Raw genomic sequence first — 25,773 nt, 5'->3', positions numbered from 1 at the left:
CTAGCAGTCGTTTTGTTGCTGCTCGTCTCGGATGTTTCGGTGGATCTTTCGCAAGGCACGGAGTGCGTGGGGATCATTCGGTTGTTCCATCGTGGCGTCAACAGATCTCGCTTGATCTGCCAGGGATTCGCACACCGCGGCGCGGGATTGGCCTACGCCAGAGTCTCCCTTGCTTCTGGCTTCGTGACCGCGCATTGTCTTCCGCTCCGATGCGCGATCAGACAGGAAGCTCGCTTCATCTTTACGCACGTGCTCGCTCTTTCCAAGGACCGATACGCTGCCTTGGGGAGAGCCATTAACAATACCGTAGCCATCTGGGCATGCCGAATCTTCAGTGTAAAGTGTCTTGCCACTGCCTTCGCAACGTATTGCATGTGCGGAGGACGCCGTTGCCAGCATCATGCCAAGGAGCGCCGCTCTGATAATTGTCATGTCAATTCTCCTTGGGCGTAGGAATGTGCTTGGCGTGTCGGAGCACGCGATGTTGCTGGAATCAACAATTGACATCCGAAAATGCGACATACCCATCTCGATGGCGTAAGTCAGGTGACTGTAGCATGCAGGCAGTCTGTTGGTCGGTCGCATACCGGCTGAACGATTCCATCAAGCTGGTGCGTCGACCGATGAATCCGCAGCCGGACTCTGACGTTGTCCCACCCGCGCACGGGCGTGCTGGCGCCAGAGGCAACTACAGACCCACTATGGCCTCTGGATCGTGCGCTTAATCTACGACAGCTTCCTGGGCGAAGCAGCCGCTCGAATGTCCGTTTGAGAACTCGATGGAACGACCGCTCAGGCCGGCAAGCGACCGCTGGCCGGCCAAGGTCACTCAACTATACTTCCGTCTGCTCTGCCATTTCGAGCGCGTCGTCCACTTCGATACCAAGATAGCGCACGGTGCTTTCAAGCTTGGTATGCCCGAGAAGCAGTTGAACTGCACGCAGGTTCTTCGTGCGTCGATAGATCAGCGAGGCCTTGGTACGCCGGATCGAATGCGTTCCATAGGCTGAATCGTCCAGGCCGATGGAGGCGACCCACCGGTGGACGATCCGTGCATATTGTCGTGTTGAAAGATGCGGGGATGAATGAAGACGACTCGGAAAGAGGTAATCGCCGAGCTTCAGCCCTCGCGTCCGAATCCAGCATTGAACGCTTTCACGTGCCTGTTCGGTGATCTCGAACTGTACGGGATGATGCGTCTTCTGCTGCATCACCGTTGCACGGGCACCCACCTGGTTGCCGACGCAGATGTCCTGCACGCGCAGGCGAGTCAAATCACACGCGCGAAGCTTACTATCAATGGCAAGGTTGAACAACGCCAGTTCGCGAACGTTTGACGTGAGCTGAAGCCGAGTTCGGATTGCCCATATCTCGTTCAACTTCAGCGGAGGTTTTTGGCCCGTCAACCGACCCTTGTTCCAAGGTATCTGGCGCGTAGATTGGAGGGCAGTTTCCATGATGGTCTCCTTTCGGGTTAAGGGAAACCAAGTCTGCGCCTTCAGCTAGCGAGGGGCCTTCCTGCCTTCGAAGAAGCTTCGCCGGAGGTGGAATTTGGCAGAGCGGTCGCTCGACGGTCTCCGCTCGACCCACTACAGTCACTGGACCGTGCGTTTCGCCAACGGCAGTTTCCGGGCGAAGCGGTCGTCTGAATGGCAAGATCGGGATGATTTTGTTGGTACGGCAATAGGTGGACGCCTCAGGTCGGCTCTGACGAGCTCTCGACCCGCGATTTGTGGGTAGCCAATTGGAGCCTCGGAATGGCTTGCAAGGATGACTTGTCACAATGGATGCGCTTGGCGCATCCCGTTATCCCTTGTTCGGTGGCTGCTTTTCCTGGCGGTCCAGCTCTGAGTAGACATCCTCGATGTCGGTGACCTGGCCTTGGGCGATTTGCACTTGCCGAAGCGCCGAAATCTTGCGTAGGGCGGTGGCCTTGTCGAGCCAGCGCCGAATTCTCTGTTGGGCCCGTTCGTCGCTGAGGCCGAGCGACGAGTCCAGCAGTAGATAGTGATCATCGTCATTGCCATCAGCACTGTCACCGTAAGCGTGCGCGCCATAGACCGAATCATCGATGGCCAGCCAATGCGCGAGGCGATGCTCGTAGGCGTACTTGGCGATCACGTACGTTCTAGCGGTTCCATCCTGGACGGCACCGAAGCGCGGTCTGACCGTCGCCGTGGTATCCACAACGCGCTGTGACAGCGCCGAAGGCAGGTACGCAATGACCACTTCGCGCGGAAGCCTGTCTAACCAGGACGTGGTCAGGACAATCTCGACGTCCGGGTGTGCGCTAAGGAGACCGACGAGGATTGGCGCAAATTCGAAGAGTGGGCGTCCGGAGTCCAGCGTGATGCCGCCTTCCCGGTCGAGGTGGGCACTACCAGCGTGAAGTGTGCCGTCGAAATCAACAAATAGGGTGGGGGCGTGGCGCATAAGGTGCTGTTTGCCGTGGCACAGATCCGCGGACGCTTCAGAAGGAGCCCAGAACGGCCGACAAGGGCGCTCCGAGGAAGGGAAGTGGGTCTCGCCATTGTATTGAAACTGCCAAGGGCATGGATACTCAAACCTGTCGACAAGCACGATGTCCTTTGCGATTCGGCGCCGTACCGCACCAAGCTGATCCTCGCGTCTCTGCGCGCTGGATGGGGGTTTCCATGTGGAAACATGAAATGCCCGTTTTACTTGGAAAACCCACCTTTCGAGGGTGCGCAGTCAATGGCGGGCACTTGCATCGGGGTCTCGGCCTTTCCTTGGACCGAGTCATTTACTGATTGCCTCGCGATCTCGCGACAACTTGTACGCGAAAAAGCGCTGTCCACGACTAAGTCTTCATCCTGGAAAGGCTGTCCCCGACCCGTTACAGTCTCTCGCGGAACGTTCGTCGAGTGGCCGCTTTGTGGCTGGAACAGGCATTCGCCTAGAAGCCGGGCGAAACTTACTATAGTGATGCAAGCCCCGGCGGATCACCATTGGTGGTTGACATCTACCGGTAATATCGGACCAAGACCAGTTATAAAGCGGTTGATGTTCGCACTGTTCTCACGCTCGCACCAACCGCTCTGCTCGTTCAGAGGGTGTACTTGAACATCAGAAGCGGCAGCCAGCGCTGGTATGTTCGACCGTTGATAGGATCGTTCTTGTACCGCTCGTATTCGAGACGAACTCCAAGCTGATAGGCCGGGTTTCCGGCGATCTCCCATAGCGCTTCACCACGCTCGAAAATTTCGGTTCCGTGCTGCTCGCTTCCGGTGACCAGGGACAGTAGATTGAAATGGAGTTTTTGCGAGAAGAGGGAAACCGGTTCCGACATCAAAACCGAACGCCACAGCCACGTCCGCTTGTCGAAGTTTGTGTTGCGGTAGAGCAGACCTGACTCGAAGTACGAAAATCCCGGCACCTTGAAGTTCAGGGAGACGCCATAGTTCTGTGAATGGTAGTTGTCTACACTCGGATAGCTACCCAACTCCCAGCGAGCAATCAACGATACGTCGGAAACAGGACCGAACGATAGGTCATGCCCCGTCACCTTTCCCAACGAAAGCCGTGGGTTCAGAACAAGCAGGCTCTGGAAGTTCTTGCCCTGATCGAACGGAGTACCCACGTTCTTTCCTTGATATGCTTCGGCATCAAAATAGACGTCCCCCCAACTATGTCCGCTGAAGTGCTCGAACTGATAGGACAAGAGTTTTTCGTTGCTCGTGCCATACCCGTAGATCGCATCGGGCTTGGCTTGGTTCGAGGCCATGACGCTAAGGCTGTTGATGGTGAAGTCCGCAGCGGGCGCCGTGCCCGGTAGGACAGTCAGGCTCAAAGCAACCACCATCGCAGCATGCAGTGCATTCATTCGTTGTCTCCTCGACACGTCTGTGTTTTGTTCTTTCAAATCGCAGGAACGCAGTGGCTCCTGCGTTGATGGCTTGCAATTACTGTTTTTAGGAAAATGAGGGGCCTCGATGGCACGTAGCCATCATCCTTGCGTGTCACTACTGGGGTCTGAACGGTTATCGGCGTCCCATGGCGAGTCCGTTGACCGGTGGGGACGGACTTGGTCGGGAACCCGTCCCGCCTTGACGGGACCGCCGCTTCTGCAGTGGGTTAGGCTTTCTTTCGTTGCGAGCGCTTCCGTCCTACGCCGATTTGCATGAGATCGTCGCCGACAATCAATTGGCCGGAGAAGTTGCGTTGAGCGCGCAAAAGGTTCTCTTTCGGTGCGTGACCCGGAGCGATATGCGACAACACTAGCGTTTTAGCTCCAGCCGCCTCGGCGACTTTGCCGACGTCGTCGATGGAGGTGTGGGAACTGAGGAGGTGGTTTTTAAACGCCTCCTCCTTAGGCGTGACGGGTGGCGGAAACAGAGCGTCTACCCATGCGACATCTATCACCTCATGGACAAGGACGTCTGCATCCTTGGCAAGCCGAATCAAATTCTTGCTTGGGCATGTGTCACCGGAAAATACCACCGACCCATCATCGGTATCAAAACGGTAAGCGTAAGCGGGCCAGATAGGAAAATGGTTGACTAGGGTAGCTGACACACGAACGCGATCGTCTTCATGGACGACGAACGGTGCCATTTCGGGTTCAGGCGTTTCGTTGGGGCTCTTGAAGCCCGGTATGTGCGGCAGCTTGATGTCGTGTACCTTGATGAGGTCACGCAGATCTTGCCGGCCGGCATCTCGCAGCCTGTCGTTGATATCGACTGCGAACGCTTGGTAGAGGTAGTTGGTCATATCGACCGTACCAGGCGTGGGATTTTCAGGGTTGATCAGTGCCGGCTCCTTTCGGGGAGGCTGCCCCGGGGGCGTGAAGATCGGCTCCAACTGGCCGCGCGGTCCCGGCCCATAGACGTGCACCGGCTGCTTGACTCCGGTCAGGCCGTTATACCAGCCAAAGAGAAACAGATTAAAGTAATCGACCGTATGGTCGGAGTGCAAGTGAGTCAGGAAGATGCCTCGCAGGTTCTCCATACCGGACATGCCAGACACCAGATTGTTTTGTCCCAGTCCAGCCTGCTTATAGCGCTTGCCGACGCCGTCGCCACAGTCGACGACATAGACTGCATCGCCAACGACTAGGGCAGATGAGATGCCCTCTCTGTCACAATTCGGCCACCAGACTGGGCCGCCGGCAGTGCCGAGTAGGACCAGTCGCGTATCGAACTGCTGCGCCGCTACTTTCGATGCGGAAACCGTCGCTTCCCGATTGGTCAGTTCCGCAGCACTTAGGGGCTGCCCGACCAGTAGAGGTAGTCCCGCCGCACCGGCAAGCTTCCATCCTGATTTGAAAAAGCCGCGCCGGCTCATGCCAAGCTCGAGCGCTTGGCCAATACAATCACACATTGCGTCTCCTCTTGTTGCCGCGCCTGTTCGTTGTAGGTGGCAATGCCATCAGTCCGGCGCTTTAGTGCATAGCCTTGCGCACGCCTTCGTCGACAAGCGGCCGATCCTCGGTGGCGATGTGCAGCGCTGCGCTAGGCGGACGCACATCCTTGCACTCCTTGTGAATGACGCCCTCTTGCATCACGAGTGCAATCCGATCGGGATCCGTCAAGATGCTGAGGTCTTCGAGCGGGTTGCCATCGACGAGCACGAGGTCCGCGACGAATCCTTCGCGAATCTGACCGAGGTCTTCTTCGCGCATCATGATCTGTGCGCCATAGCGAGTCGCGGCAACGAGAACTTCCGTGGGTGTCATCCCGATATAGTCCACGAAGTACTGAAGGTCGTTTGCGTTGGTGCCATGAGGCATCCAAGCAAAGCCATAGTCGCCTCCAGGCAGGACGCGGATGCCGCGCTTGTGGATTTTCGACAGTGTGTCGGAAGCGATCTCGAGCTCGCGCTGGTATCCCATCTTTGCGGCAATTTCAGGGGTGATGCCGTACTCCGAGGCGTTGAAGCAAGTGCGCACGAGCCAGCCGATGCCAGGTGCAACGAAATGCTTGTCCTTGTTGGCTTCGAGCATGTCGAGCGCTTCTTCATCTGCGAAGCTGGCGTGGTAGATCATCTCCAGTCCGTGCCTTACGCACTGTTTGACCGACTCGCTTGAGCGGGCATGTGCCGCTACGCGCTTGCCGTATCGCTTCGCCTCGGCGGCCACCATCGCAATCTCCTCTTCCGAGAAGGGAGACATCTCGGCCGGAATGCCGGCGATGTACTCACCGGAAAGATTGACCTTGAGATGGTCCACGCCGTACTTGATGAAGGTACGCACCGACTTCCGGATTTCTTCCGGTCCGCTACATACGCTGCCGAAGCTCAGTTCCTGGAACGGCAGATGCGGCAGCGTGTTGTCGCCCAAGCCACCAATGGTGGTGATTTCCTGACTTCCCGCGAGATAGCGCGGCCCCGGAAACTCCTTGGCATTGATGGCATTGCGCAGGACGACATCCAATCGGGGCTTTGCTGCTGCGGCGCCGATAGCTGAGGTCCAGCCCATGTCCAGGTATCGCTTGGCGACTCGGACGCACCAAAGGATGTGCTCCTCAGGAGGCATGAACTGGATAGCGGACAAAGATGGCTGATCATTCCACGAGAAGTGCGTATGTGCTTCCGTCATCCCTGGCATGAGAAACCTGCCACGGCCGTCAAATGTACGTGAGTCGGGAACGTCAAGCTCCTCCGAGCCGCGGACGATCTTTGCAATCTTGCCGTCTGCGATGAGGACTGAACCTTGAAAGGGTGCTACGCCGCTGCCGTCGAAGATCGATACGTTATTGAATACGGTTTTTGTCATGATGTCTCCTCCAGAACTTTCAGTTCAGTTCGCGGTAGAACCGGCGCAGCAGTTCCACACATTCGTTGGGCTTTTCAAATGTTGTCCAGTGCCCGCAACCTGTCAGCACAACGACATCAGCAGCAGACTTCAGTCGCGATGCCATGGCGCTGACTGCAGATTCGGGGGCGACGCCGTCCTGATCCCCGGTAACAAGAAGCGTTGGCACAGTGATGCTCTCGAGCCGAGCCGATTCGGAACCAGCGAGAGCCTCGCAGCTTTGGGCGTAGCCCTCCGCCGGCTGTCGCATCACGCTTTCGCGTACCAGGGCCAGTACTGCGGGATGTTCTGCTTTCGTTTCCTGGCTCGTCGCGCCATTGACGATCGCATCGGCGATTTGCTGCATGCCTCCAGCCCCTTCGCGCGCCAAGGATGCTCGGGTACGGATGCCGGCCCTGCCTGCGTCAGGGGGGCATACAAGCGGCCCAAATAGCGCGAGGCTCTTTACCCGTTGTGGATGCTGGACTGCCAGGTGCTGTGCGACGATGGTGCCCATGCTATGGGCGGCGACGTGCAAGCTCTCCACATTGAGATGGCGGAGCGTGTCGACTACAGCGTCGACATATCCCTGGATGGAGAGTGGCGATCCGACGATATCCGAGCGGGCGCTACCGGGCAGGTCGATGCGTATGACCTTGAATCCGCCGAATCCAGGTAGCACGGGCGTCCAGGTATTGGAGGATCCGCCAAGGCCGTGGATGCAGAGAACCGCATCGCCATCTCCGGACACTTCGACTGCAATGCCGTTCAGTACTTGGGTCGCCATCATTCAACCTCGTTGATGAGGGTCCCGAGCCCAGTGATCTCGAGTCGCATGACGTCGCCGGACTTGAGGAACTTGGGAGGATTGAAGCCAATGCCGACGCCTGCCGGCGTGCCCGTCGCAATCACGTCGCCTGGCTGCAACTCTATGCCTGCCGAGATGGTTTCGATCAGCGTCGGTACATCGAAAATCAACTGGCTGGTGTTGGAGTTCTGACGAAGTTCATCATTGATCCAGCATTTCACATCGAGGTTTTCGACGTCGATTTCGTCGGCCGTTACGAGCCACGGGCCCATCGGGCAGAAACCGTCGAGGGACTTGCCGAGGAACCACTGCTTGTGGGTCTTCTGCAGGTCGCGTGCGGTGAAGTCGTTGACGATCATGTAACCCATGACATGGTCATACGCATTTTCCTTTGTGATCGCGCGTCCGGCTTTGCCAATTACGACGGCAAGCTCCGTCTCGTAATCCAGTTGCTGCGTGACCGAAGGATGGCTAGGGACTTTGGCATTTGGGCCAATGACGGTAGAAGCGGGCTTCGTGAACACGACCGGTGCATCCGGAGAGTGTTCGCCTTCCTTCGCGCTGCTGTCGAAACCAGACAGGGAGAATTCCTTGGCATGGTCATGGTAGTTCTTGCCCACGCAAAAGATATTGCGCCGGGGCTCACCGATGGGAGCCAGCACAGTGGCGTCGCCCAGGGGCTTGCCAGCAGTCTTGGGAGTCAATTCGCCTTTGATTTCCTCGTAAACATGTACCAATTGGACCATGTCGCCTTTGAATGCTGGCACCAGATCTGAGACCGCCCAGTACTGCTGAGAATCCGCGTCAATCAGGGCCACCAGCGGACCTTGTGAGGTTTTCAGGGTTGCAAATTTCATGTCGTCCTCGTTTGCACAAAAGCCCGATTGGTTCGGGTGTTGATGAAATGTAGTACCACACAAAGACCAATGCAAGCGCTTGACGAGAAAATTCTTTACCAATTGGTACTGGATCGCTAAAATGAGGCCATGTTTTTCTGGCTAGACGCACTAGTCAAGGGTTTACCATGAGCGAAAATGACGTCAGTCAGGTGGTCCGAACCGATGGCGCAAAGGCGTTGGCGCGGTACCTCCTCGATGAGATCAATGCGGGCCGAATGTCCGTTGGGTTCAAGCTTCCCGCGGAGCGGGAACTGAGCGAGCAGTTCAATGCTTCGCGTGGTGCAGTGCGTCGGGTGCTGGGGGAACTGAAGAACCGGGGCGTGATTAAGCAGGTAGTCGGCAGCGGAACATTCGTCGCTTCTGTGCCGGAGCCACAGTCACGCGGGGCGGTGACTGCTCCAGACACCGGTACGATTAGTCCGGCGGAGCTTATGCAGGCGCGATTGCTCATCGAGCCCTTGATGCCATCGCTGATCGTTCAGCTCGGAACGTCACGTGATTTCGCGCGCATGGACGAATGCATTGAGCGCTCAGAAGCGGCGAAGTCCGTCGAGGAGTTCGAGCATTGGGACGGTGCGCTTCATGAAGCCCTTGCCGTTGCCACACACAATGGCTTTTTTCGTCAGATTCTGGCCTTCGCAACCCAAGTTCGTGAGCAAGGCGAATGGGGTCGGCTAAAGCAGCGCTCTTTGACGCCCGAACGTCGGGCTAAGTACGAAGAGCAACACAGAGCTTTAGTGGAGGCGTTGAAAGACCGCGACGAGGCCACTGCGAGACAACTCATGGAGCAGCATCTCCAACAGATTCAGAAGAATCTTTTCAGCCGTTAGGTGCGCAGGGCAACCTTACACCGCTCGATACCCCTTAAGTGTTGTCTCCCCAATCTGCGAACCGACGACACACGAAACCTATCTCCAGAGCGCCAGCGGCGGCTTTCGGTTGCGAAGCCGCCGCCTGAACGTCGCGGCTACAGCTCATACGTATGACGCGTAATGGCCGACATGCGACATCGGCCAGCCGATCGCCGGCGGCGCGTCCGTACCTGAAGTTAAGGCCGCTGGTACGGCTTCGGCTTTGAACGGGGCCAGACACTCCAACTTGATACCGCGATCGTCAGAGAAGCCAGCTACGAAGATGAAAGAGCCCTGTTAGCTATTGGCTAGACAGGGTTCTTTCTATTGCTGAAAGCGACGCTACATTTTCGCGCCGCTTCCCTATCGGGGGCATGCCATTCGCTTTCCCTATCGCCAGTGCGTCGGGGGCCGTTGCTCAGGGGCGCACCAAAGATTTGCGGGTTAAACTTGTGGAACGCAAACAAGGCGCGATCAATCTGCCTCAAGCTCCATTGGGGCATATCCAACCTCGAGCCAACAATCTGGTCGCGAAAGGTGGGGTAATTGGTCACGTTTCGGGTTGCCGGCATCTTTGCGCCGAGGTACAGCAGGGTCTCGACCGTGCGGACATCGTAGATGGGGTAGCCGTCGGGAAAGATGAAATGCAGGATTGTCGATCCGACACACGCTCCCATGCCACGCATCGTACAGATGATGTCGAGTCGTTCGTCCACGTACGAATTGCGGGTCGCTGCTGCGAACGTGTCGGCGTAATCGTCGTAGCGCCACCAGTCGATCTTGCCTTTGGTTCTGGGCGACTTCCAATCCAGGATTCGGGTGAGAGTCGATGCGCTGATCCTGCTGGCGCGGGAGATTTCGCTCCTGACCAAGGGAATAATCCTTTGGTATTCGGGTTCATCATCCTCGATCTCGTCGTATCTAGGTTCCCACGATTCGACAAAGGCGGACGTAATAATAGCGGTGTCATCTGTGAGCATGTTGTCTCCCTGTCTTGTCGTCCCATTGTTTCGTCTCCGGCGCATCCGCTATGTGCGCCGTCTCACATCTGGGGCTGGGGCCTTCTGTCCGCTCATGGCCAATCTCGGACCATTGACGATGTTACCAAGCCTTGCGCGAGAGCCCCTCGGGAAGGGCGCCGGAGGAGAGAATTGCGCTCATCAGCTGGGCACTCTTGCCTGTCGGAGTAGAAAAGGCTAAGTCACGTCGCAGCGGAGCCGACGAGATACGCAACCGTTCGATGATTCGTCCGTCCCATTGAGCCATGACCACGTCTCCTGCGGCGTTGGTCGTAAGCGTCGTCAAACGTTGCGCCGCGGAATCAGTCAAGCGAATTGCGACCTCTGAGGTCGCGCATTCTGGGTGGACTTGCCTGCCTGGATCAGCTTGGGTTGAACCCCATGCTTTTAAGCCCACTGAGCGCTCTACCGGTGAATTCTCGGGTCGAGGCAGACGTAACGGCGCTGAGCTCCGCAGAATCATCGCTTACGGTTTGTCACAACTTCATCGTCAACGCCAAATCAACGTGGGTCGTTTCTACGGGCAAGCACGGCAACTTGCTGTGTCTCTAACCTCAAAGAAGGATTTGTCATGAAGAAGCTGTTCGCCGCTGTCGCCTCCCTCGCCATCACCGGCGCCGCTTTCGCCCAAGGCGTTGCCCCGGCTCCCGCTGCTGCTCAGGCACCGGCCGCTCCGGTCGCGCAAGCCGCCCCGGCTCCCGCCGTGAAGGCACCCGCCAAGACCGCTACCCATAAGCACGCCACCGCGCACGCCAAGACCACCAAGGTGAGCACGGCGAAGGCTGCGGCTCAGACCAAAGCGAAGGCCACCCCCGTCGCGGCTGAGAAGGTCGCGCCGGTCCCCACCGCCACGAAGCAGTAAGGCGGCGTCAGCAAGGCGGGCGGAAGGGTAGTCGTTCGAGCCAAACCTTCCGCAAGCCTTCAGCGGCTTCTCAAGAAAACAGCCGACCGATTGGTCGGCTGTTTTGCTTCTTGGCTGTCGCGATCGGTGCGTTCTGTCCTGAACGTGATCGTGACGCCGGCCGCTAGGCGCGGCCGTTGGGGCTCTTAGCCGGCGAGCGCCATCAATCGCTCGAGTGGTAGATCAATTCATCCCAGTTCGGTGCGCCGTGTAATTGGGCCGCAGATCTTGGCAACGCGGTATGGCGTGCCTCACGCTTTCGCATGCGCAGCGGGTGAACATGAGGAGATCGCGCAACTCACCGCGTATAAGGATCGCCTCGGGCTAACCCCTGAGTACGACGTCGGGGCATTGCGCGAGCGCGCGTTGCCCTTCGAAGCACTGTCGCCGGTAGGTCAGCATCGCGGCAGCAGGTCGCTACGCCGCAGCATTCTTTGTTCTAAACGCCCATGCAAAAAGCCCCGAAATCGCGAGATTCAGGGCTTTTCCCTTTGCTACGGGTGCGGAGCAATTACGCCGAGGCGTCCTTCAGCTTCTTCAGCGGTCGGATCTTTACCTTCACGCTGGCAGGCTTGGCGGCGCACCACTGGTCTTGACCGACTTATACCTTAACCATGCATAGTTGAGCGGATGGTCCGCTGGTCGCCTTGCCAGCAAAGGGGCTTACGCACATTGGCGATGTATGTATCGATACATCGCAATACATAAAAACTCAGCAGGCCAGTGGAAACACCGGTTTCTTCATTTCAGCGCGCTGTTCGCCGAAACGAGCCGGGAGTCACGGCCGAGTTCGTCAGAATCGAAGTCGCGGTATGTTCGAAAAGTCAGGGATGTATTCAACACGGTAGTCGGGGACCTTTTTCAGAAGCCTTCCCCCCCGCGTGCATAGTGCGAACATTCCATACTCCACGGCACGGCGAACCTCAGGGTATCTTGCCTGCCTACTTGGTGTCGGAGTCGGCCAAACGCGTGCGCCTTGCTTTACGGTAAGCTCCACCACATACATTGCTATCGGCAAATGGATCTCCATCGCAGTTCCATCAATAGTGGCAATACACCGCTGCTTAGCCTCGAACGCAGCAAAAACGAATTCAAGATGATCGTCGGCATATTCAAAGTTCAAATGATCGGTATCGAAGAACTTGGACGACTGCCAGACTTTGATGTTGTTCTCATGGTCAATGGCTGACTGAGTAGTCTCCTCATATTCAAATCTCATTCGTGGTCTCCTCAAGCTCTATTGCAGCCGCACTGGACAATGTTGTGCGTGCCAACGTTCAAGCATCAAGCTACCGCAATCACGTAGATTATCCGCGGCGGAAAAGCTGGAATGTACCGCAGAACACGCAAGTGCTCCGTCCACTACCAATGGCCGCTTCTGGCCGGCTGCGGCCGGCCGCCGTCGGCCGTGGTCGATTCTGAGCGGGAATCGCGACTTCCCAAAAGCGTCCGTTTTTCCGTGCTTTCTGGAAAATTTGAACGTGTCAACGAAACCGACGGCGATTAATTTCCAGGCGAGTGCTATGCCTCGACTTCCAGAATGAACTCCGGACGATAGAGGGCGTCTGCAATTGTGTCGATCTGTGCTTTTCCGGACTGGAAATCCCGTACCCATTGCGCGTTGGCGTCCACGATTTGTGTCAGCTTTCCGTCCTGCCCAAACTCGCGTGCCGTTTCCTCCGTGACGCTATACCCTCTTGCGCAAAGCGCTTCAATTGGTTCCGACCTCTCTGCGCGCAAGCCCTGCAAAGCCGAGTAGCAAGCTCCATAGCTCTCGAGGGATTGCTCAAGCGTTCGCTGTCCATAGCGCGAACCGGTATTGCTATTCAGGCTGCGCCGTGCGGAACGGGTTCTGCCTGACGCAACCGAAATCAACTTTTCAAGTTCACCAAGCTCGACGATAGCTTGCAGCACATCGGGGCTAAACTGTTTGCTTCGCGATTGCTCCATATAGATGTTTTTCTTATCGTACAGCGCAAGGTATGCGATCGGTCTGCTGTCCCAGATCGTCTTTGCGTCGTTGACTGCTTCCTCAATGGCGCCTGCGTCCACCTTGACGCACTTCCGTTTCTCATCGTTCGATACGATCAGCAAATACAGACCCTGAACGCGAACCGGCCGCGGCGGAATAATCGGTTCCGCCTTCACGACCCGCGGTGGGGATGTCGGTTCTATCGGTGCTGGAGCGTACGAAAGGGACGATCCAGTTGAGCGGGTTGGCGGGTCATCGTCATAATCGTCGTAGTTCGCACCGATCTGATTTGCCCGGTTGTTCTCGCTCGCATCGTACGCGGGGTTGTTCGGATTCATGCTGTCGCTGCGATCATCATTCGGAGTTCTGGCCATACGTTCTCCATTCAATAGCGATGTTGGCGATTTTGAGCGCCTTAACGGTACGAGCGCAGGGCGCTTGCCATCACATCATGCCAATGCCACTTGTGCTGCTGGTCATCTATGCCGTTAAACATTGCAGTTCGATGTACGCTAGCCCACATAATGCGCAGCGACGACTGGTTCAAGCCGCTTTGTCGCTGGTTAGGCAGGTGGCGGGTGCCCCTGCCGTGTCCGCTTCGTCGGCGTTATGTATGAACGGCAACGCGATAGGTGGGAGCGGTATTTTGTAAAGACCGGCTGTGCAGGCGGCCCTAAACAGCGATCGGGATTGCCCGCAGCGTCAGCGTCAAGGGGGGGGCTGCTCCCTTGCGGAGATGGCCCTTGCCTGCGCGCGGTGACCGCCAGTATTGCCGCCCCGGAGTACGGGACCATTCCGATGCAGGCAGAAAGATTTCGTCTTCGACGCGTATTCTACGGTCGTCGTGATCGGGAAGCGCGGCAATAAGGTTGTCCGGCGCTGGGTTCAGACGACCGAGCGAGGGCTGTACTATGCCGGACCGGCAGGCGCGGAGCTCTTGGCGTGAGGGTAGAGTACGGCAACGTGTCATGCGATAAGGAGGACATGCGGAAAAGCTGCAAAGCTTCTTTTGGCGTTCGTCCGAACTGTCGAGTACCCAAACGAAAAGCCGTGTGCGTCAGGCCCCTGCCTCAGGTGACGAATGGCGCCTGCCGATCCGGAACAGGTTATGTTAACGTCTATCTGTTCCAGCAGAGGAGTGCCCGTTGATGGCCGCTAGCTGCCTTCGCCGAGCGGCCTCCCTGGAGGTGGCGATCGAATGCTCATCGCTGACCTGCGAAGTGGTATCCCCGCGCGCATACACGGCAAGCACCATTTCAAGGCGCTGTCAGGGCATCACCGGAGGATTGTAGGAAAGCGTCGCGGCGAAAGCCCATAACATGAACAGAACCAACGGCGTATGCACCAGCAACTGGGTGAAGGTGAAGCCGACCACGTCCTTGGCCCGGATGCCGAGCACACCGAGCAACGGCAGCATCCAAAAAGGATTGATCAAATTTGGCAGCGCTTCAGCGGCGTTGTAGGCCTGTACTGCCCAGCCAAGGTGGACCTTTAGTTCGTTGGCGGCCTGCATCACGTAAGGAGCTTCGATGATCCACTTGCCGCCGCCGGACGGTACGAAGAAGCCGAGCACGGCGGAATACACCCCCATGACCGCCGAGAACGACTCCGTGGTCGCCATGGAGACAAAGGCTGACGCCAGATGGTGCGACAGCGGGGCGCCGTTGCCGCCGGTCGCCTTGGTCAGGATAAAGGCAATGCCGCCATACAGCGGAAACTGGATCAGGACGCCTGCCGTGGATGGCACGGACTTCGCGACGGCGCGCAGAAAGCGCTTCGGACGCCAGTTCAGCAGCATGCCGATCAGCAAGAACAGGAAGTTGTAGGTATTCAGGTTGGAGATGGCGAGAATCGGATTCTTGGTCGAAAACTCCTGATAGAGCCAGCTCGCGCCCATGGCGACCAGAACCAACGTCAGGATCGGACTGTATTCCAGCCATTCACCTGGCCGAGATGGCCGGGCGACTGCCTCATCGGCATCGTTCAGGTCAACCCCCATATCGGCCGCCGTGCGAGCACGCGCCTCGGTAGGGGCCGAGAAGTACGCCACGGCCAGGGACACGACGATCAATACGGCGGTCATCGCCATAGATTGCCAAAGAAAGATCGTATCGGAGAACGGGATGACCCCGGTGATATCCAGCAGAGATTTGGGCAGGCTGGCGGCATTTGCCTGTAGCTGCGCGGCGGAGGAGCTGAGTCCCAGTGCCCAGGTTGCCCCCATGCCAAGGTAGGCTGCCGCGCTGGCTGCCCTGTAGTCGACACGGAAGCCGCGCCGCCTGGCAATTGCGCGTACCAGCAAGCCACTGAAGATCAAACTGATTGCCCAGTTGAGCAGGGACGTCGACAGGCTCACGAGTGCGACGAAAGCCACGGCACCGCGCGCTGTCCGCGGAAAGGCTGCCAGATGGTTGATCAGCATGGCTGCCGGCGGCGACACCGCCACCGCGTAGCCGGCAATCGCGACCACGGCCATCTGCATGGTGAAAGGGATCAGGCTCCAGTAGCCGTCGCCAAAGGCCTTCGCCACGGCCTGCGCTGGCGCGCCCACCAACATTGCGCCCAACGCCACCACGACCACGGCGATGGCCGCAAAAATATACGAGTCCGGGAACCACCGCTCGGACCAGTCAGTCACCCGTATCGCAAGGCGTTCCAGTCCGCCTTGTTGCCGCTTCCCGGCATCCGGGAATGCCATGCTTGTTGTCTCTTTCATGCTGAACTCCTTTGGCAGTTTCCTATATCGTTCTAATCGTTCGTCACGGCTTCGAAACACATGGCTGCCGCGGCCAGGTCTTCCAGTGCGGTCCCCACCGCCTTGAACACCGTGATCTCCTGCGCCGAGCGCCTTCCTGCATGCTCGTCCCTGCACAGGCCGGCCAGGTCGCTGAGAATCTCTTCGGGGCCGATCACGCCGTTGGCGATAGGCGACAGCAAGTCACCGGCCTTGCGGAAGGCCTCGTCCGTATCAACAAACACCGACGTGCCATCGAAACACGCGTCATCGGCCTCTCGCATGGCAGGGGTGAAGCCCCCGATCAGGTCGACGTGGGTGCCGGGGCGCAGGTATTCCCTGCGGATCAGCGGCTCGGTGGACAACGTTGCCGCGCTGACGATATCCACGGCACAGGTGTCTTCATCGAGCCGGGCGACCACATCGGCATCAAAGCCGTCGGCGCACAGGCGGGCAACGAGCCGGTGGGCCTGGCCCGTGTCGATATCCCACACCGCGACGCGCCGGATTTGGCGCACGGTGCGATAGGCATAGGGAAGCAGACTGGCCACGCGGCCGGCGCCTAGCACCAGCATGGAACTCGCGTCCGCGCGGCACAGGAAGGACGCCGCGAGGGCCGACGCCGCGGCCGTCCGTCGGGAAGTAATCTCATTGCCATCGATCAACGCCAGCGGCTTGCCTGTCTCCGCACGGTACAAGATGTAGGTCGAATAGAGCCCCGGTAGTTTGCGCCCGTGGTTGCCGGGATAAACGCACACTGTCTTGACGCCCATGTACCCACTTGCCGCATTCCACGCAGGCATCAGCAAAAGCGTGCCGGGCTCGCCCGGCGTGGCCGTGACCGTATGGCTGTGCCGAAGCGGCGCCTCGCAACCCGATGCGAACGCGTTCATTAGGGCTGTGACAAGGCGGTCGAATGGCAGGGACGCCCGCGTGGTGGGCGCATCGATGTTCAGCATAGCGATAACTCTTCAAGATAATGGGAATGGCGATTCATGCGTCAATGACGAGGTCGCTGGCAGGCACCGCCTGGCACGCCAGGCATACGCCGGGGTCATCGGGCGCCTCGCCATGCAAGTGGTGTACGGTTCCGGATACGATCCGGACGGCGCAGCTCTCGCACTGGCCGACGCGGCAGCCGCTGGGCAGCCGAATGTCCGCCGCCTCGGCGAAGCCAAGCAGGGGGCCATGCTCGGAGCGCCACGAAAGCGTGATGTCAGACCTGCGGAACTGAACCTGGAAGGCCTGACCCGCCTCGATCCGCCGCACCGTTGGCGAACGGAAAAATTCCTTCTGGATATCGAAGCGTGGCACGCCTCTCACGGCCAGCCCGGCGGCAAACGCCGTCATCATGGCGTCGGGCCCGCACATGTAGACCAGCGGACGCGAGGCCAGCAGCGCGTCCGGCACGGCCGCCGCAGTGACGCGCCCATGCACCTGGAAGTCGCTGCCGAGGATGTCGCCATCCGCGGGAGCGTCATAGAAATTGATCACCGTGAGTGCGGGGATCAGCGCTCCCAGTTCGCGCAGCCGGTCCCTGAAAGCGTGCGTGGTGCCATTCTGGTTCGCATAGAGCAACAGCATCCGGGGCGGCTCCTGTTGACCGACTAGCGATTCCAGCAGATTGAGGAACGGGGTGATGCCGATGCCCCCCGCAAGCAGGACCAACGGTCTTGCTGTACGCGTTGGCATGACGAATGTGCCAGTGGGTGCGCGCAGTTCGATCGTGTCGCCGATCGCCAGTCGCGTGTTGATGAAGGACGAGGCGACGCCGGACACGACCTCGCCGCTGGCGAGCCGCGCCCTCGCATGCCGCACGGCGATCGCATAGCGGCGGCGGTCGGCGACGACCGCGGGTCCGGTCAGCGAATAGGAGCGAACCACCTCCTGTTGGCCCGTGTCGACACAGAGCCTGATGGTCACGTGTTGGCCTGGCAGGTAGTCCGGCAGCGGGCCGCCGTCGGCAGGCTCCACGTCCACAGCAGTCACATCGGTTACCTCCTTGCGCAGTCCGACGATGCGGAACGCTCGATATCCTTCCCAGCGCCTGCGTCGTATATCGAGCATTGCGTCGCGTTCCACGTTGCAGCGGCAGGATCGCAGCGGCGAGGAACCGCTAACCGGATCCTGTCGGGTCGCATCGATCAGTGCGTTGAAGTTTGCGCTGTCCGTGCCAAGCACGGCGGTGGGCTGTTGCCCCATGGGGTCGCACCCTTGCCACCATCCATACTCCCCAACCAGCACGGCGGGATGCAGGCCTGGCTGGACGCGCGCGGTAAATAGCGCGCTGCCGGCCGGCGTAGACACCCGGACGGGATCTCCCGCGCGGATATTCCTGGCCGCGGCGATGTCGCTGGAGATATCGAGCTGCGGCAGCAATGCCTTGCGGCGCAAGGACGCCACGCCGCGTTGCTGGCTGTGACAGTAGTAGCCGTTCTTCGCCGACGTCATCAGATAGGGAAACGATGCGCTTGTCTGTTCTGCATCGTTCCATGCTGATTCTGGCAGGCCGGGCAGCGGCGAATAGCCGTGATGGAGCAGGCGCTCGGAGTAGAGCTCGACCAGCCCCGTCGGCGTCTTGAAAGGCTGACCGTCGGTGCCGGCCGCGTACTTCATCTCCACATCCTCGACCGGCACGCGTATCCCTTCGGGGGCGTCGCGCAGCTCCGCCACGGTCAGCCCCGTCGGCGCCAGCATGTGGTTCCAGCCAGCTTCAAGGCTGCCGCCGAAGAAGGCCTCGCCGAGCCCGATGCGCGCAGCCAGTGCGAACACGATGTCGTTGTCCGAGCGGGATTCGCCGCGCGGCGCGACCATGCGCTGGCGCAACTGCACGAGCTGCTCGGCGTCGGCGGACACCTCGAAGCCGATTCGCAGGCCCTCGCGTTCCCAGGGCGTGTTCACTGGCAGTAGGATGTCCGCGTGCCTGGCGCTAGGGTTCTCGAAGAGGTCGCAATGCACGTAGAACTCGAGCTCGCGCAGGGCCTGCTCTGCGTGGGCCACATCGGGCTGCGACAACAGCGTATTGGTGCCGAACGCAATCAGCGACGTGACCGCATAAGGTGCGTGGTCCGTGATCGCGCGGTAGAGGTCCGGCGCCGTGACCCAGCCTTGAGCCGGCGGACCGAGCGGCCGCGCTTCCAGCCCCAGCGCCTTGTGCGCCTGATCCGGGCTCAGCAAGTCGAACCGGCTTACCGCGTTGAACGGAGGCTTGCAATAGACACGGTTGCCGCCGCGGCGATCGAAGCTGCCCGTCAACGCATACAGGCACGCAATGGCGCGCTCCGTCTGCGTGGCGTTCTCATGCTGACCGACCCCAGACCACGCGTGATACGCGACGCGGCCCGCCGCTCCGATCAGGCTCGCCGCATGCCGGATATCGCCCTCCGGGATCCACGTGAGCGCGGCCGCGCGTTCGACCGTATAGCGTGCACACTCCGCGGCATACAAATCGAAGGCCGGCTGGCACAGCAGCGACTCCCGCTCGCCGCCGCTGATCCGCGGGATGGCAAAGGTACCGCGCAGTGCGATACGCTGCGCGTCATCGACGCCTGTGCCGGCCGGCACCGCCATGCGCTGACGCGCGTCCCAGACCAGCAGGGCATCCGTATCCGCTAGGCCGATATCGCCCCCACGGAGGAAGTCACCGTTGTCCTGGCGCACGAGCAACGGACCATTGGTCCAGCGCCTGACAAAATCGATATCGAAAGCATTGGCTTCGATCATCAGGTTGGCCAGCGCCATGGCCAGCGCAGCATCGCTGCCGGGCTTGACGCGCAGCCACTGGTCGGCGTCGTCCGCGAGGGCTGTCTGCCGCGGGTCCACCACAATGAGCCGGGCGCCGCCCGCCCGACCGGCGCCGATTGCCTCGGCTTGCGACAGCCATGTATTGGTCGGATTGTGCCCCCACAGCAAGATCAGTTCGGCATTGCGGTAGTCCGCCGTCGGCATCCCGCAGCCGAAGGTGAAGGCGTGTGCAAAGTCCTTGTGCCAGTTGCAGATCTCGGTGGCGTAGCAGATGTTCGGGCTGCCATAAAGCCGGACAAAGCGCTCGATCCAGTCGATGCTGTCCGACAGCGCGGTACCGCTAGGCGTCGTCACCGCGAACGCGACGGACTCCGCCCCGCGTGTGGTGCGCGCCTGCAGCAGGCGCGCGGCGATTTCATCGAGCGCCTCGTCCCAGGAAATGCGTACCCAGCCCGGATCGTCCGCCCCTTTCGGATGGGTCCTGCGCATCGGGTAAAGGATCCGATCGGCGCTGTGCACCAGTTCCGGGGCAGCCTTGCCCTTCAGGCACATCGCTTTCCCGGTGGGGTGATCGCCGTCGGGGCGGACCGCGACGAGCGTCTCGCCGTCGAGGACGTTGACCGTACCGCATCGGGAACGGCACAACGTGCAGAACCCCTTCTTTTCTATTTCGCTCATCGCCAGATCCCAGCAACTTGTCTTCGAGCTGGATGCTAGCTAGCATGGAGCGTTATAGCTAATTCATAGTTTTGACATTGCAATATCGAAAAAATCGATGCTGCCGACACTGAAACAGATACAGCACTTTGTTGCCATTGCCGAGACAGGACAGGTGTCGCGCGCCGCACAGCGCTGCCACGTTTCGCAGTCCTCGATGACGGCATCGCTCAAGGCGCTGGAGGATGTCGTGGGCGCGCCTCTGTTCTCGCGGCACGCCGCCGGGGTAAAGCTGACTGCTGCGGGCATCCGCTTCTTGCGTCATGCGCAGCAGATCGACGTGGCGGTGCGCGAGGCAGTCAGTGCGGCCGCGGTCACCCCTGCGGCGCTGACAGGCGTCGTACGCCTCGGCGTCACAGAGACCATCACGGCATACGTTCTGCCCAAGCTGCTGCCCGCCCTCGAACAGAAATTTCCGCAACTGGAACTGCAGATATTGGAGCGACCGCGCGGCGATATCGAGGCGCATATCCAGACAGGCAAGCTCGACCTCGCTTTGCTACTGGTTTCCAACTTGCCTGAAATGCAGCACGTTGGCTGCGAAACGCTGCTGCGCTCGGCGCGTCAGCTCTGGGGGCATCCGGACCATCCGCTGATGCAGCAGGAAGAGATAAGCCTGTCCGACGTGGCGCAGCACGACTATATCTTGCTCGACATGGACGAACATATTGCAACCGTGATCAAATATTGGGGACAGTACGGGCTTTCGCCCAGCGTGCGGCTGCAAAGCTGTTCGATCGAGGCCGTGCGCAGTCTGGTGGCGTCGGGGCGCGGCGTATCCATCCTGTCCGACCTTGTTTATCGACCCTGGTCGCTTGAAGGGCAGCGCATCCTGCGGCGCGGCCTTTCTGACAGGGTGCCGTCCATGGACGTCGGATTGATCTGGCGGCTCGACGCCGGAGCAGACCCGCAGACGCAAAGCTTGCGGGAATTTTTGCGGGTTGCGCTGAGGGAAACGCTGCGCTAGCGCCTTTACTTCGCCACCGATCTACTGCGGTAGCCAATCATCGCGATCAGATTCTATTGGCGTTCGAGTCGATTTCTTGTGAATTAGTGGGCATCCAGACGGCGGGGCCGGGATGGCGATTTCCGACCCCTTACAGACGCTGAGGGCATTGGGCAAGAGCGGCCGTTCAACAAAGAGCTTCGGTCATTCGATGCGCTAGTCCTATAAGGGTCTCGCAACGGCACGGAAGTGCGCGAGCTGGGAACGCGTCAGGCCTGGTTCCGTCGCTCAGTGAACGTTCATTGGTAACAGCACCATCTGCTTACCCTGCAGGTGCAGACGGTCCTGGATCTCGCCAGGCGTCTGGTTGTGCAGCCATGACGTCAGGAAATTGACGTGGCGAAAGATGAGTTTGCTGGCAAAGCAGACGCTATTCGGGAACTCTGTTGTCGCCCCGTCCACAAGCCGCATGAATTCCATGACGGGATTGGTTCCGAATGCCGCCCGGGAGTCGGCCGCCAGTCCGTGCCGCTGGCAGGTGGCCACGTAGTACTGCAGGGCTTCTCCAATCGTATGCTGCAGACGGTGCAAGGATTCCAGGCCCTCGTAGCTCTGCGCATCGACCTCGCCAACCGCAAGGAACACGAAGTTGTGGAAGTGGCCGGGGAACAAACGTTGGATCCAGAGCAGGGCGTGCATGCTCACGCCGCGATGCTTTCCCACCAGAACAATGGCAGTTGGCTTAGCCGGGTCAAGCGGCAGAACCCGCGCCGGGTCAACCCCAGGAGGGCTGCCGGCGAAGGTCGCATCAGTATTGGCAAGTTCCGCTCTGGTCGCCATATAGTGACGCTTCACCAAGACGCAGAGCGTGATCACGATGCCGGTGACCAACAGGGTAAGCCAGCCGCCAGAAGTGAACTTTTCGATCACGGTGACGGCAAGAATCGATGCGGTAACCGTCAGGCCCAACAATGACAGCCCGAAGCGGACGATCCAGCGCGGCTCCTGCTTGTGGCCCCACCAGTAGATGCACAGGCCAAGCAGGGACAGGCTGAAAGTCAGGAACACGTTGATACTGTAAAGCACCACAAGCACGGCGACCTGGCCATGCGTCCACAGTAGGATTAGGGCGCTCGCCACGCCCATTACGATGATGCCGTTCTGTCGCACCAGGCGTGTAGACAGGTCCCTGAAGTGGCGTGGAACCCAATGGTCGCCAGCCATGTTTGACAGTACCGCGGGCCCATCCAGAAAGCCGGTTTGCGCTCCCACCAACAGCAATCCCGCCTCGAACGCTAGCACGGCTGCCAGAAGTGCGTGGCTTGCTGTTGGCGAGCCAAGGCCGAAGCTGTCGATGACGCGTGCGAAGACCACGGCATTCAGTGTCTGCCCATCGATGGGGGCGGCATGCCACAGCATATACAGCAGGATGATGCCGCCAGCCGTGAAGGCCAACGATGTTGCCATATAGAACATCGTCCACTTGCCGTTAGTGACACGAGGCTCGGCAAGCATATTAACGTTGTTGGAAACGGCTTCGAGCCCGGTGTACGTGCCGCCGCCCAGCGAAAACGCGCGCATCAGGATCGCCAGCATCGCGACGGGGCCGAGTGCCTGCGAGATCGTCGATGCCTCGCCGACGGCGTCAGGCACCACGCGGCCGAGGCTGTCTGCATGGGCAACAACCCCGTACACGATGAGCCCCAGATGCAGCACCACGAAGCCCATGAAGATCGGTAGCAGGACAAGGATCGATTCTTTCATGCCGCGGAAATTCAGTACCGTCATGATGACGACGATCGCAATCTCCGTTGCCAGCTTGTAGGGTTGGGCGCCAAGCGGCAGCAGGCTATAAAACGCATCGACGCCGCTGGCCAGGGATGTCGCCACGGTGAGCACGTAGTCGACTAGCAGCGCAGCTCCGGAGACGAGGCCGGGTCGCGGCCCCAGCAGCGCCGAGGCAACGCGATAGCCACCGCCACCGGTCGGAAATAATTCGATGACCTGGTTGTAGCCGACTGCAATAATGAACACTGTGGCGGCCGTGGCGAGGGCAAGGAAAAGGGCCAGCGATGTATGGCTGCCGAGTGCCAGGAACGCTTCTTCAGGCCCGTAGCACGAGGAGGATAGGCCGTCAGCGCCGAGCCCGACCCAGGCGAGCACGGGGGCGACGGCAATGGCATGGCGCGTGGCGGGTGCGAGGGGATCAAGCGGCTTGCCGGCCAGGTAAGTCCACCATCGGGATGGTTGCGCCATAGTCGTTCCCCTAGCCTGGGAGCCATGAGAGGCGGTCCGAAAGCGGTGCCGGCACGCAATGAGCCAGACGGGGCACATTCGATCCTGCGACTAATGTAGGCGCACTTGGAACTTGACCCAAGGAAGCAACGTAGGCAGTGGCGCCAGCCAGGCAAATTTTTATGGGATTTTTATCTGTCTCGGACAACTTTTGATGCAGGTTGTACTTCCTCTTGCTTACCCTTAAGTCATGGGAACTAGAGGCCGCGTCATCGCGACAGTTCCGCACAAGGGAATAAGCCTGACCATGATCAAGTTACTTGTACCGGTAGACGGTTCGGAGTGTGCTTTGGCCGCGGTGCGATATGCCGCATTCCTCTCCCTGGAGGGCAGCGCTTCGGAGGTGGTACTTCTGAACGTGCAGGCGCCCATTGAGCGCAGTCGGGCGAGCGCGTTTCATTCGTTTGCCGAGCTAAGAGAGTACGAACGCCGTCAAGGCGAGTCTGCGCTCGCGCGGGCCTGCGAAATCCTCGACGATTCCGGCGTGCGCTACTCTGCGATCATCGGCCTCGGAGCGACCGCCAGAACGATTGCCAGCGCGGCGGTCTCCAGTCATTGCGACAGCATTGTGATGAGCGCGAGCGTTTGGTCGCAGATCAAGGCTTGCATCGGGGGCGGGCTGCCTGCAAAGGTCATGCGTAGAACCTCCGTGCCGGTGACGGTGGTGAAGTCTTCCCGCACCAAAGACACGACGATCGATTTTCCGCAGCCTCAACCGCAGCGTGTTCACCCGAATCCTCAACTTGTCGTCTATCCATCGGCATGAGTTGCGCCTGCTTGCGCGCGGCATGTGACTGCGGGTGCTGATACTTCTTTGCTGACACTCCGACTGTTCATTGATCGGGATCGCGCAAAGTCATCGGAGGAACGTATGTGGTATCGGATCGTTCTGGCCGGCCTGGCGTTGCTGGCGTTAATCGCTCTCTTCGTATTCCAGTTCAGGTTGACGGACGCCCTTGGGAGAAGGGAGGACAAAGCCGTTCATCATCTCGACGACGGAAGTCACCAGTGATGGTTGGCGAGCCGCGTATGCATGCGTAGGACTGCCAAGCAAGGTGGTGTTTTCCGTTGAGCCTGCCTGCAGGCTACTTGACGGACGAACCTCCCTCCCTCTGCAAACCTGCGCCTCTGCCTGGCGTTGGTGCCGCTTTCAGCCTTGACTCAGGGTTACCCCGTTACGGCCTTTCATTTTCACCGGCCTATGGCCGAGATGTTTCCCTAAGAGGCTGTTGCGAAATTAGTTCATGCAGGGCTTTAGCCTGCTCCAGCAAATCAATGAACAGGCAAGTGACAGGAAGGCTTCGTGGACATGGGCATATCGTTCGTATCGAATTTTCAAGCGCCTGAAGGAGTGGAGCCAAGCAATCGAGCGCTCCACGACCCAGCGCGTTTTGCCGAGTCCACTGCCGTGAGGCGAGCCGATCTTGGCAAGCACGGGCGTGATGCCGCGCTTGCGCAAGCGCTGTCGGTGTGGCTCGGAACTGTAGCCCCGGTCGCCTTGGACAATTTTCGGCTTGCGCAGAGGGCGTCCGTGCTTTCCGCGAATGGGAGGTATCGCCTCGACCAGCGCATCGAGTTGCGTGATGTCGTTGCAGTTCGCGCCGCTCAGGATGACCGCGAGCGGGATGCCTTGGGCGTCGACGATGAGGTGATGCTTGCTGCCGAGCTTGCGCCGGTCCGTTGGGTTCGGGCCAGTTTTTTTCCCGCCAGCATGGCGCGAACCGAGGAACTGTCGACAATGGCGCGCGCCATGTCGAGTTGGCCGCGACGGCGCAGTTCGGCCAATAGTGTCTCGTGGATGCATTGCCAGACACCAGCTTCCTGCCATGCAACCAGCCGCCGCCAGCAGGCGGTGCCCGAGCCACAGCCCATCTCTTGCGGCAGTAGGTTCCAGGCGATGCCAGAGCGCAGAACGAACACGATGCCAGTTAGCACCGCTCGGTCCGGCGTCGGCTTGCGCCCTGCATATCGGCGGTTGCGTGGCGCTCGCGCCGGCAGCAACGGTTCGATGAGTGACCACAGTTCGTCGTCTATCAGTTCACTGGGCATCGCTTCCTGTCAGGCAAAACAAGACAGGAAGTTAACACTGGCTCGAAAAAGTTAACAGACCCTATGGGTAATTTCGCAACAGCTTCT

At 59.5% G+C, this 25,773-nt stretch carries 20 protein-coding genes and 1 pseudogene; 4 read left to right on the top strand and 17 right to left on the bottom strand.

The features are described 5' to 3' along the window. The 8 genes from AC3FKG_RS11425 to AC3FKG_RS11390 form a co-directional block, all read right to left on the bottom strand. Window positions 1–432, bottom strand: coding sequence for a hypothetical protein (locus AC3FKG_RS11425; protein WP_488743122.1), 432 nt, complete (start codon window positions 430–432; stop codon window positions 1–3). Window positions 433–833: 401 nt separating this feature from the next. Continuing rightward, window positions 834–1,457, bottom strand: a complete 624-nt coding sequence (locus AC3FKG_RS11420; RefSeq protein ID WP_488743121.1) for a tyrosine-type recombinase/integrase — start codon at window positions 1,455–1,457, stop codon at window positions 834–836. 349 nt (window positions 1,458–1,806) lie between these two features. Next, entirely contained in the window at window positions 1,807–2,433 is a 627-nt protein-coding gene (locus tag AC3FKG_RS11415) for an HAD domain-containing protein (RefSeq protein ID WP_488743120.1), read from the bottom strand. Between the two features lie 634 nt (window positions 2,434–3,067). Continuing rightward, window positions 3,068–3,844, bottom strand: coding sequence for an outer membrane protein OmpK (locus AC3FKG_RS11410; RefSeq protein WP_488743119.1), 777 nt, complete (start codon window positions 3,842–3,844; stop codon window positions 3,068–3,070). Between the two features lie 251 nt (window positions 3,845–4,095). After that, window positions 4,096–5,340 carry an MBL fold metallo-hydrolase gene (locus AC3FKG_RS11405; protein ID WP_488743118.1) on the bottom strand — a complete coding sequence of 415 codons (1,245 nt, stop codon included), beginning with the start codon at window positions 5,338–5,340 and terminating at the stop codon, window positions 4,096–4,098. 61 nt (window positions 5,341–5,401) lie between these two features. Continuing rightward, entirely contained in the window at window positions 5,402–6,733 is a 1,332-nt protein-coding gene (locus AC3FKG_RS11400; RefSeq protein WP_488743117.1) for a metal-dependent hydrolase family protein, read from the bottom strand. 19 nt (window positions 6,734–6,752) lie between these two features. Next, complete coding sequence (locus AC3FKG_RS11395) at window positions 6,753–7,538, bottom strand: alpha/beta fold hydrolase (protein ID WP_488743222.1); 786 nt, start codon at window positions 7,536–7,538, stop codon at window positions 6,753–6,755. Further along, window positions 7,538–8,416, bottom strand: coding sequence for a fumarylacetoacetate hydrolase family protein (locus tag AC3FKG_RS11390; protein ID WP_488743116.1), 879 nt, complete (start codon window positions 8,414–8,416; stop codon window positions 7,538–7,540). The genes AC3FKG_RS11395 and AC3FKG_RS11390 overlap by 1 nt, the downstream gene beginning before the upstream one ends. A gap of 167 nt (window positions 8,417–8,583) precedes the next feature. Here AC3FKG_RS11390 and AC3FKG_RS11385 point away from each other — a divergent pair, with 167 nt between their 5' ends. Beyond that, window positions 8,584–9,288: a FadR/GntR family transcriptional regulator gene (locus AC3FKG_RS11385; protein WP_488743115.1), complete on the top strand. Its 705-nt coding sequence runs from the start codon at window positions 8,584–8,586 to the stop codon at window positions 9,286–9,288. 329 nt (window positions 9,289–9,617) lie between these two features. Here AC3FKG_RS11385 and AC3FKG_RS11380 read toward each other — a convergent pair whose 3' ends face one another. Then, complete coding sequence (locus AC3FKG_RS11380; protein WP_488743114.1) at window positions 9,618–10,289, bottom strand: hypothetical protein; 672 nt, start codon at window positions 10,287–10,289, stop codon at window positions 9,618–9,620. 610 nt (window positions 10,290–10,899) lie between these two features. Here AC3FKG_RS11380 and AC3FKG_RS11375 point away from each other — a divergent pair. Continuing rightward, the gene (locus tag AC3FKG_RS11375) at window positions 10,900–11,190 is read left to right on the top strand and encodes a hypothetical protein (RefSeq protein WP_488743113.1); all 291 of its coding nucleotides are present in this window, start codon (window positions 10,900–10,902) and stop codon (window positions 11,188–11,190) included. Between the two features lie 550 nt (window positions 11,191–11,740). Here AC3FKG_RS11375 and AC3FKG_RS11370 read toward each other — a convergent pair. From AC3FKG_RS11370 to AC3FKG_RS11345, 6 genes and pseudogenes are all read right to left on the bottom strand, one after another. Beyond that, window positions 11,741–11,827: pseudogene (locus AC3FKG_RS11370) on the bottom strand (HU family DNA-binding protein); the annotation flags it as partial. A gap of 195 nt (window positions 11,828–12,022) precedes the next feature. Further along, window positions 12,023–12,448, bottom strand: a complete 426-nt coding sequence (locus tag AC3FKG_RS11365) for a hypothetical protein (RefSeq protein WP_488743112.1) — start codon at window positions 12,446–12,448, stop codon at window positions 12,023–12,025. A 302-nt stretch (window positions 12,449–12,750) separates the two neighbouring features. Beyond that, window positions 12,751–13,575, bottom strand: a complete 825-nt coding sequence (locus AC3FKG_RS11360; protein ID WP_488743111.1) for a hypothetical protein — start codon at window positions 13,573–13,575, stop codon at window positions 12,751–12,753. 893 nt (window positions 13,576–14,468) lie between these two features. Further along, window positions 14,469–15,917, bottom strand: coding sequence for a short-chain fatty acid transporter (locus AC3FKG_RS11355; protein WP_488743110.1), 1,449 nt, complete (start codon window positions 15,915–15,917; stop codon window positions 14,469–14,471). Window positions 15,918–15,949: 32 nt separating this feature from the next. Beyond that, entirely contained in the window at window positions 15,950–16,894 is a 945-nt protein-coding gene (lhpI, locus tag AC3FKG_RS11350; protein WP_488743109.1) for a bifunctional Delta(1)-pyrroline-2-carboxylate/Delta(1)-piperideine-2-carboxylate reductase, read from the bottom strand. 34 nt (window positions 16,895–16,928) lie between these two features. Then, the gene (locus tag AC3FKG_RS11345; protein ID WP_488743108.1) at window positions 16,929–20,357 is read right to left on the bottom strand and encodes a molybdopterin-dependent oxidoreductase; all 3,429 of its coding nucleotides are present in this window, start codon (window positions 20,355–20,357) and stop codon (window positions 16,929–16,931) included. A gap of 97 nt (window positions 20,358–20,454) precedes the next feature. On the opposite strand from AC3FKG_RS11345, the gene AC3FKG_RS11340 reads away from it, so the two are divergent. Then, on the top strand, window positions 20,455–21,363 hold the full coding sequence (locus tag AC3FKG_RS11340) for a LysR family transcriptional regulator (RefSeq protein WP_133098205.1): 909 nt from the start codon (window positions 20,455–20,457) through the stop codon (window positions 21,361–21,363). A 267-nt stretch (window positions 21,364–21,630) separates the two neighbouring features. Here AC3FKG_RS11340 and AC3FKG_RS11335 read toward each other — a convergent pair whose 3' ends face one another. After that, window positions 21,631–23,598, bottom strand: a complete 1,968-nt coding sequence (locus AC3FKG_RS11335; RefSeq protein ID WP_488743107.1) for an APC family permease — start codon at window positions 23,596–23,598, stop codon at window positions 21,631–21,633. Window positions 23,599–23,884: 286 nt separating this feature from the next. Here AC3FKG_RS11335 and AC3FKG_RS11330 point away from each other — a divergent pair, with 286 nt between their 5' ends. Then, entirely contained in the window at window positions 23,885–24,403 is a 519-nt protein-coding gene (locus tag AC3FKG_RS11330) for a universal stress protein (RefSeq protein WP_488743106.1), read from the top strand. A 471-nt stretch (window positions 24,404–24,874) separates the two neighbouring features. Here AC3FKG_RS11330 and AC3FKG_RS11325 read toward each other — a convergent pair. Further along, a protein-coding gene (locus AC3FKG_RS11325) for an IS5 family transposase (RefSeq protein WP_488743105.1) occupies window positions 24,875–25,686 on the bottom strand; the annotation gives its coding sequence in 2 pieces (ribosomal slippage) (window positions 24,875–25,347 and window positions 25,347–25,686; 813 coding nt in all). Between the last annotated feature and the right edge of the window lie 87 nt (window positions 25,687–25,773).

The sequence above is a fragment of the Cupriavidus sp. 22TCCZM04-2 genome (assembly GCF_057798895.1).
The sequence above is the reverse complement of the archived record's forward strand: the minus strand, read 5'-3'. Positions and strand labels throughout refer to the sequence as shown.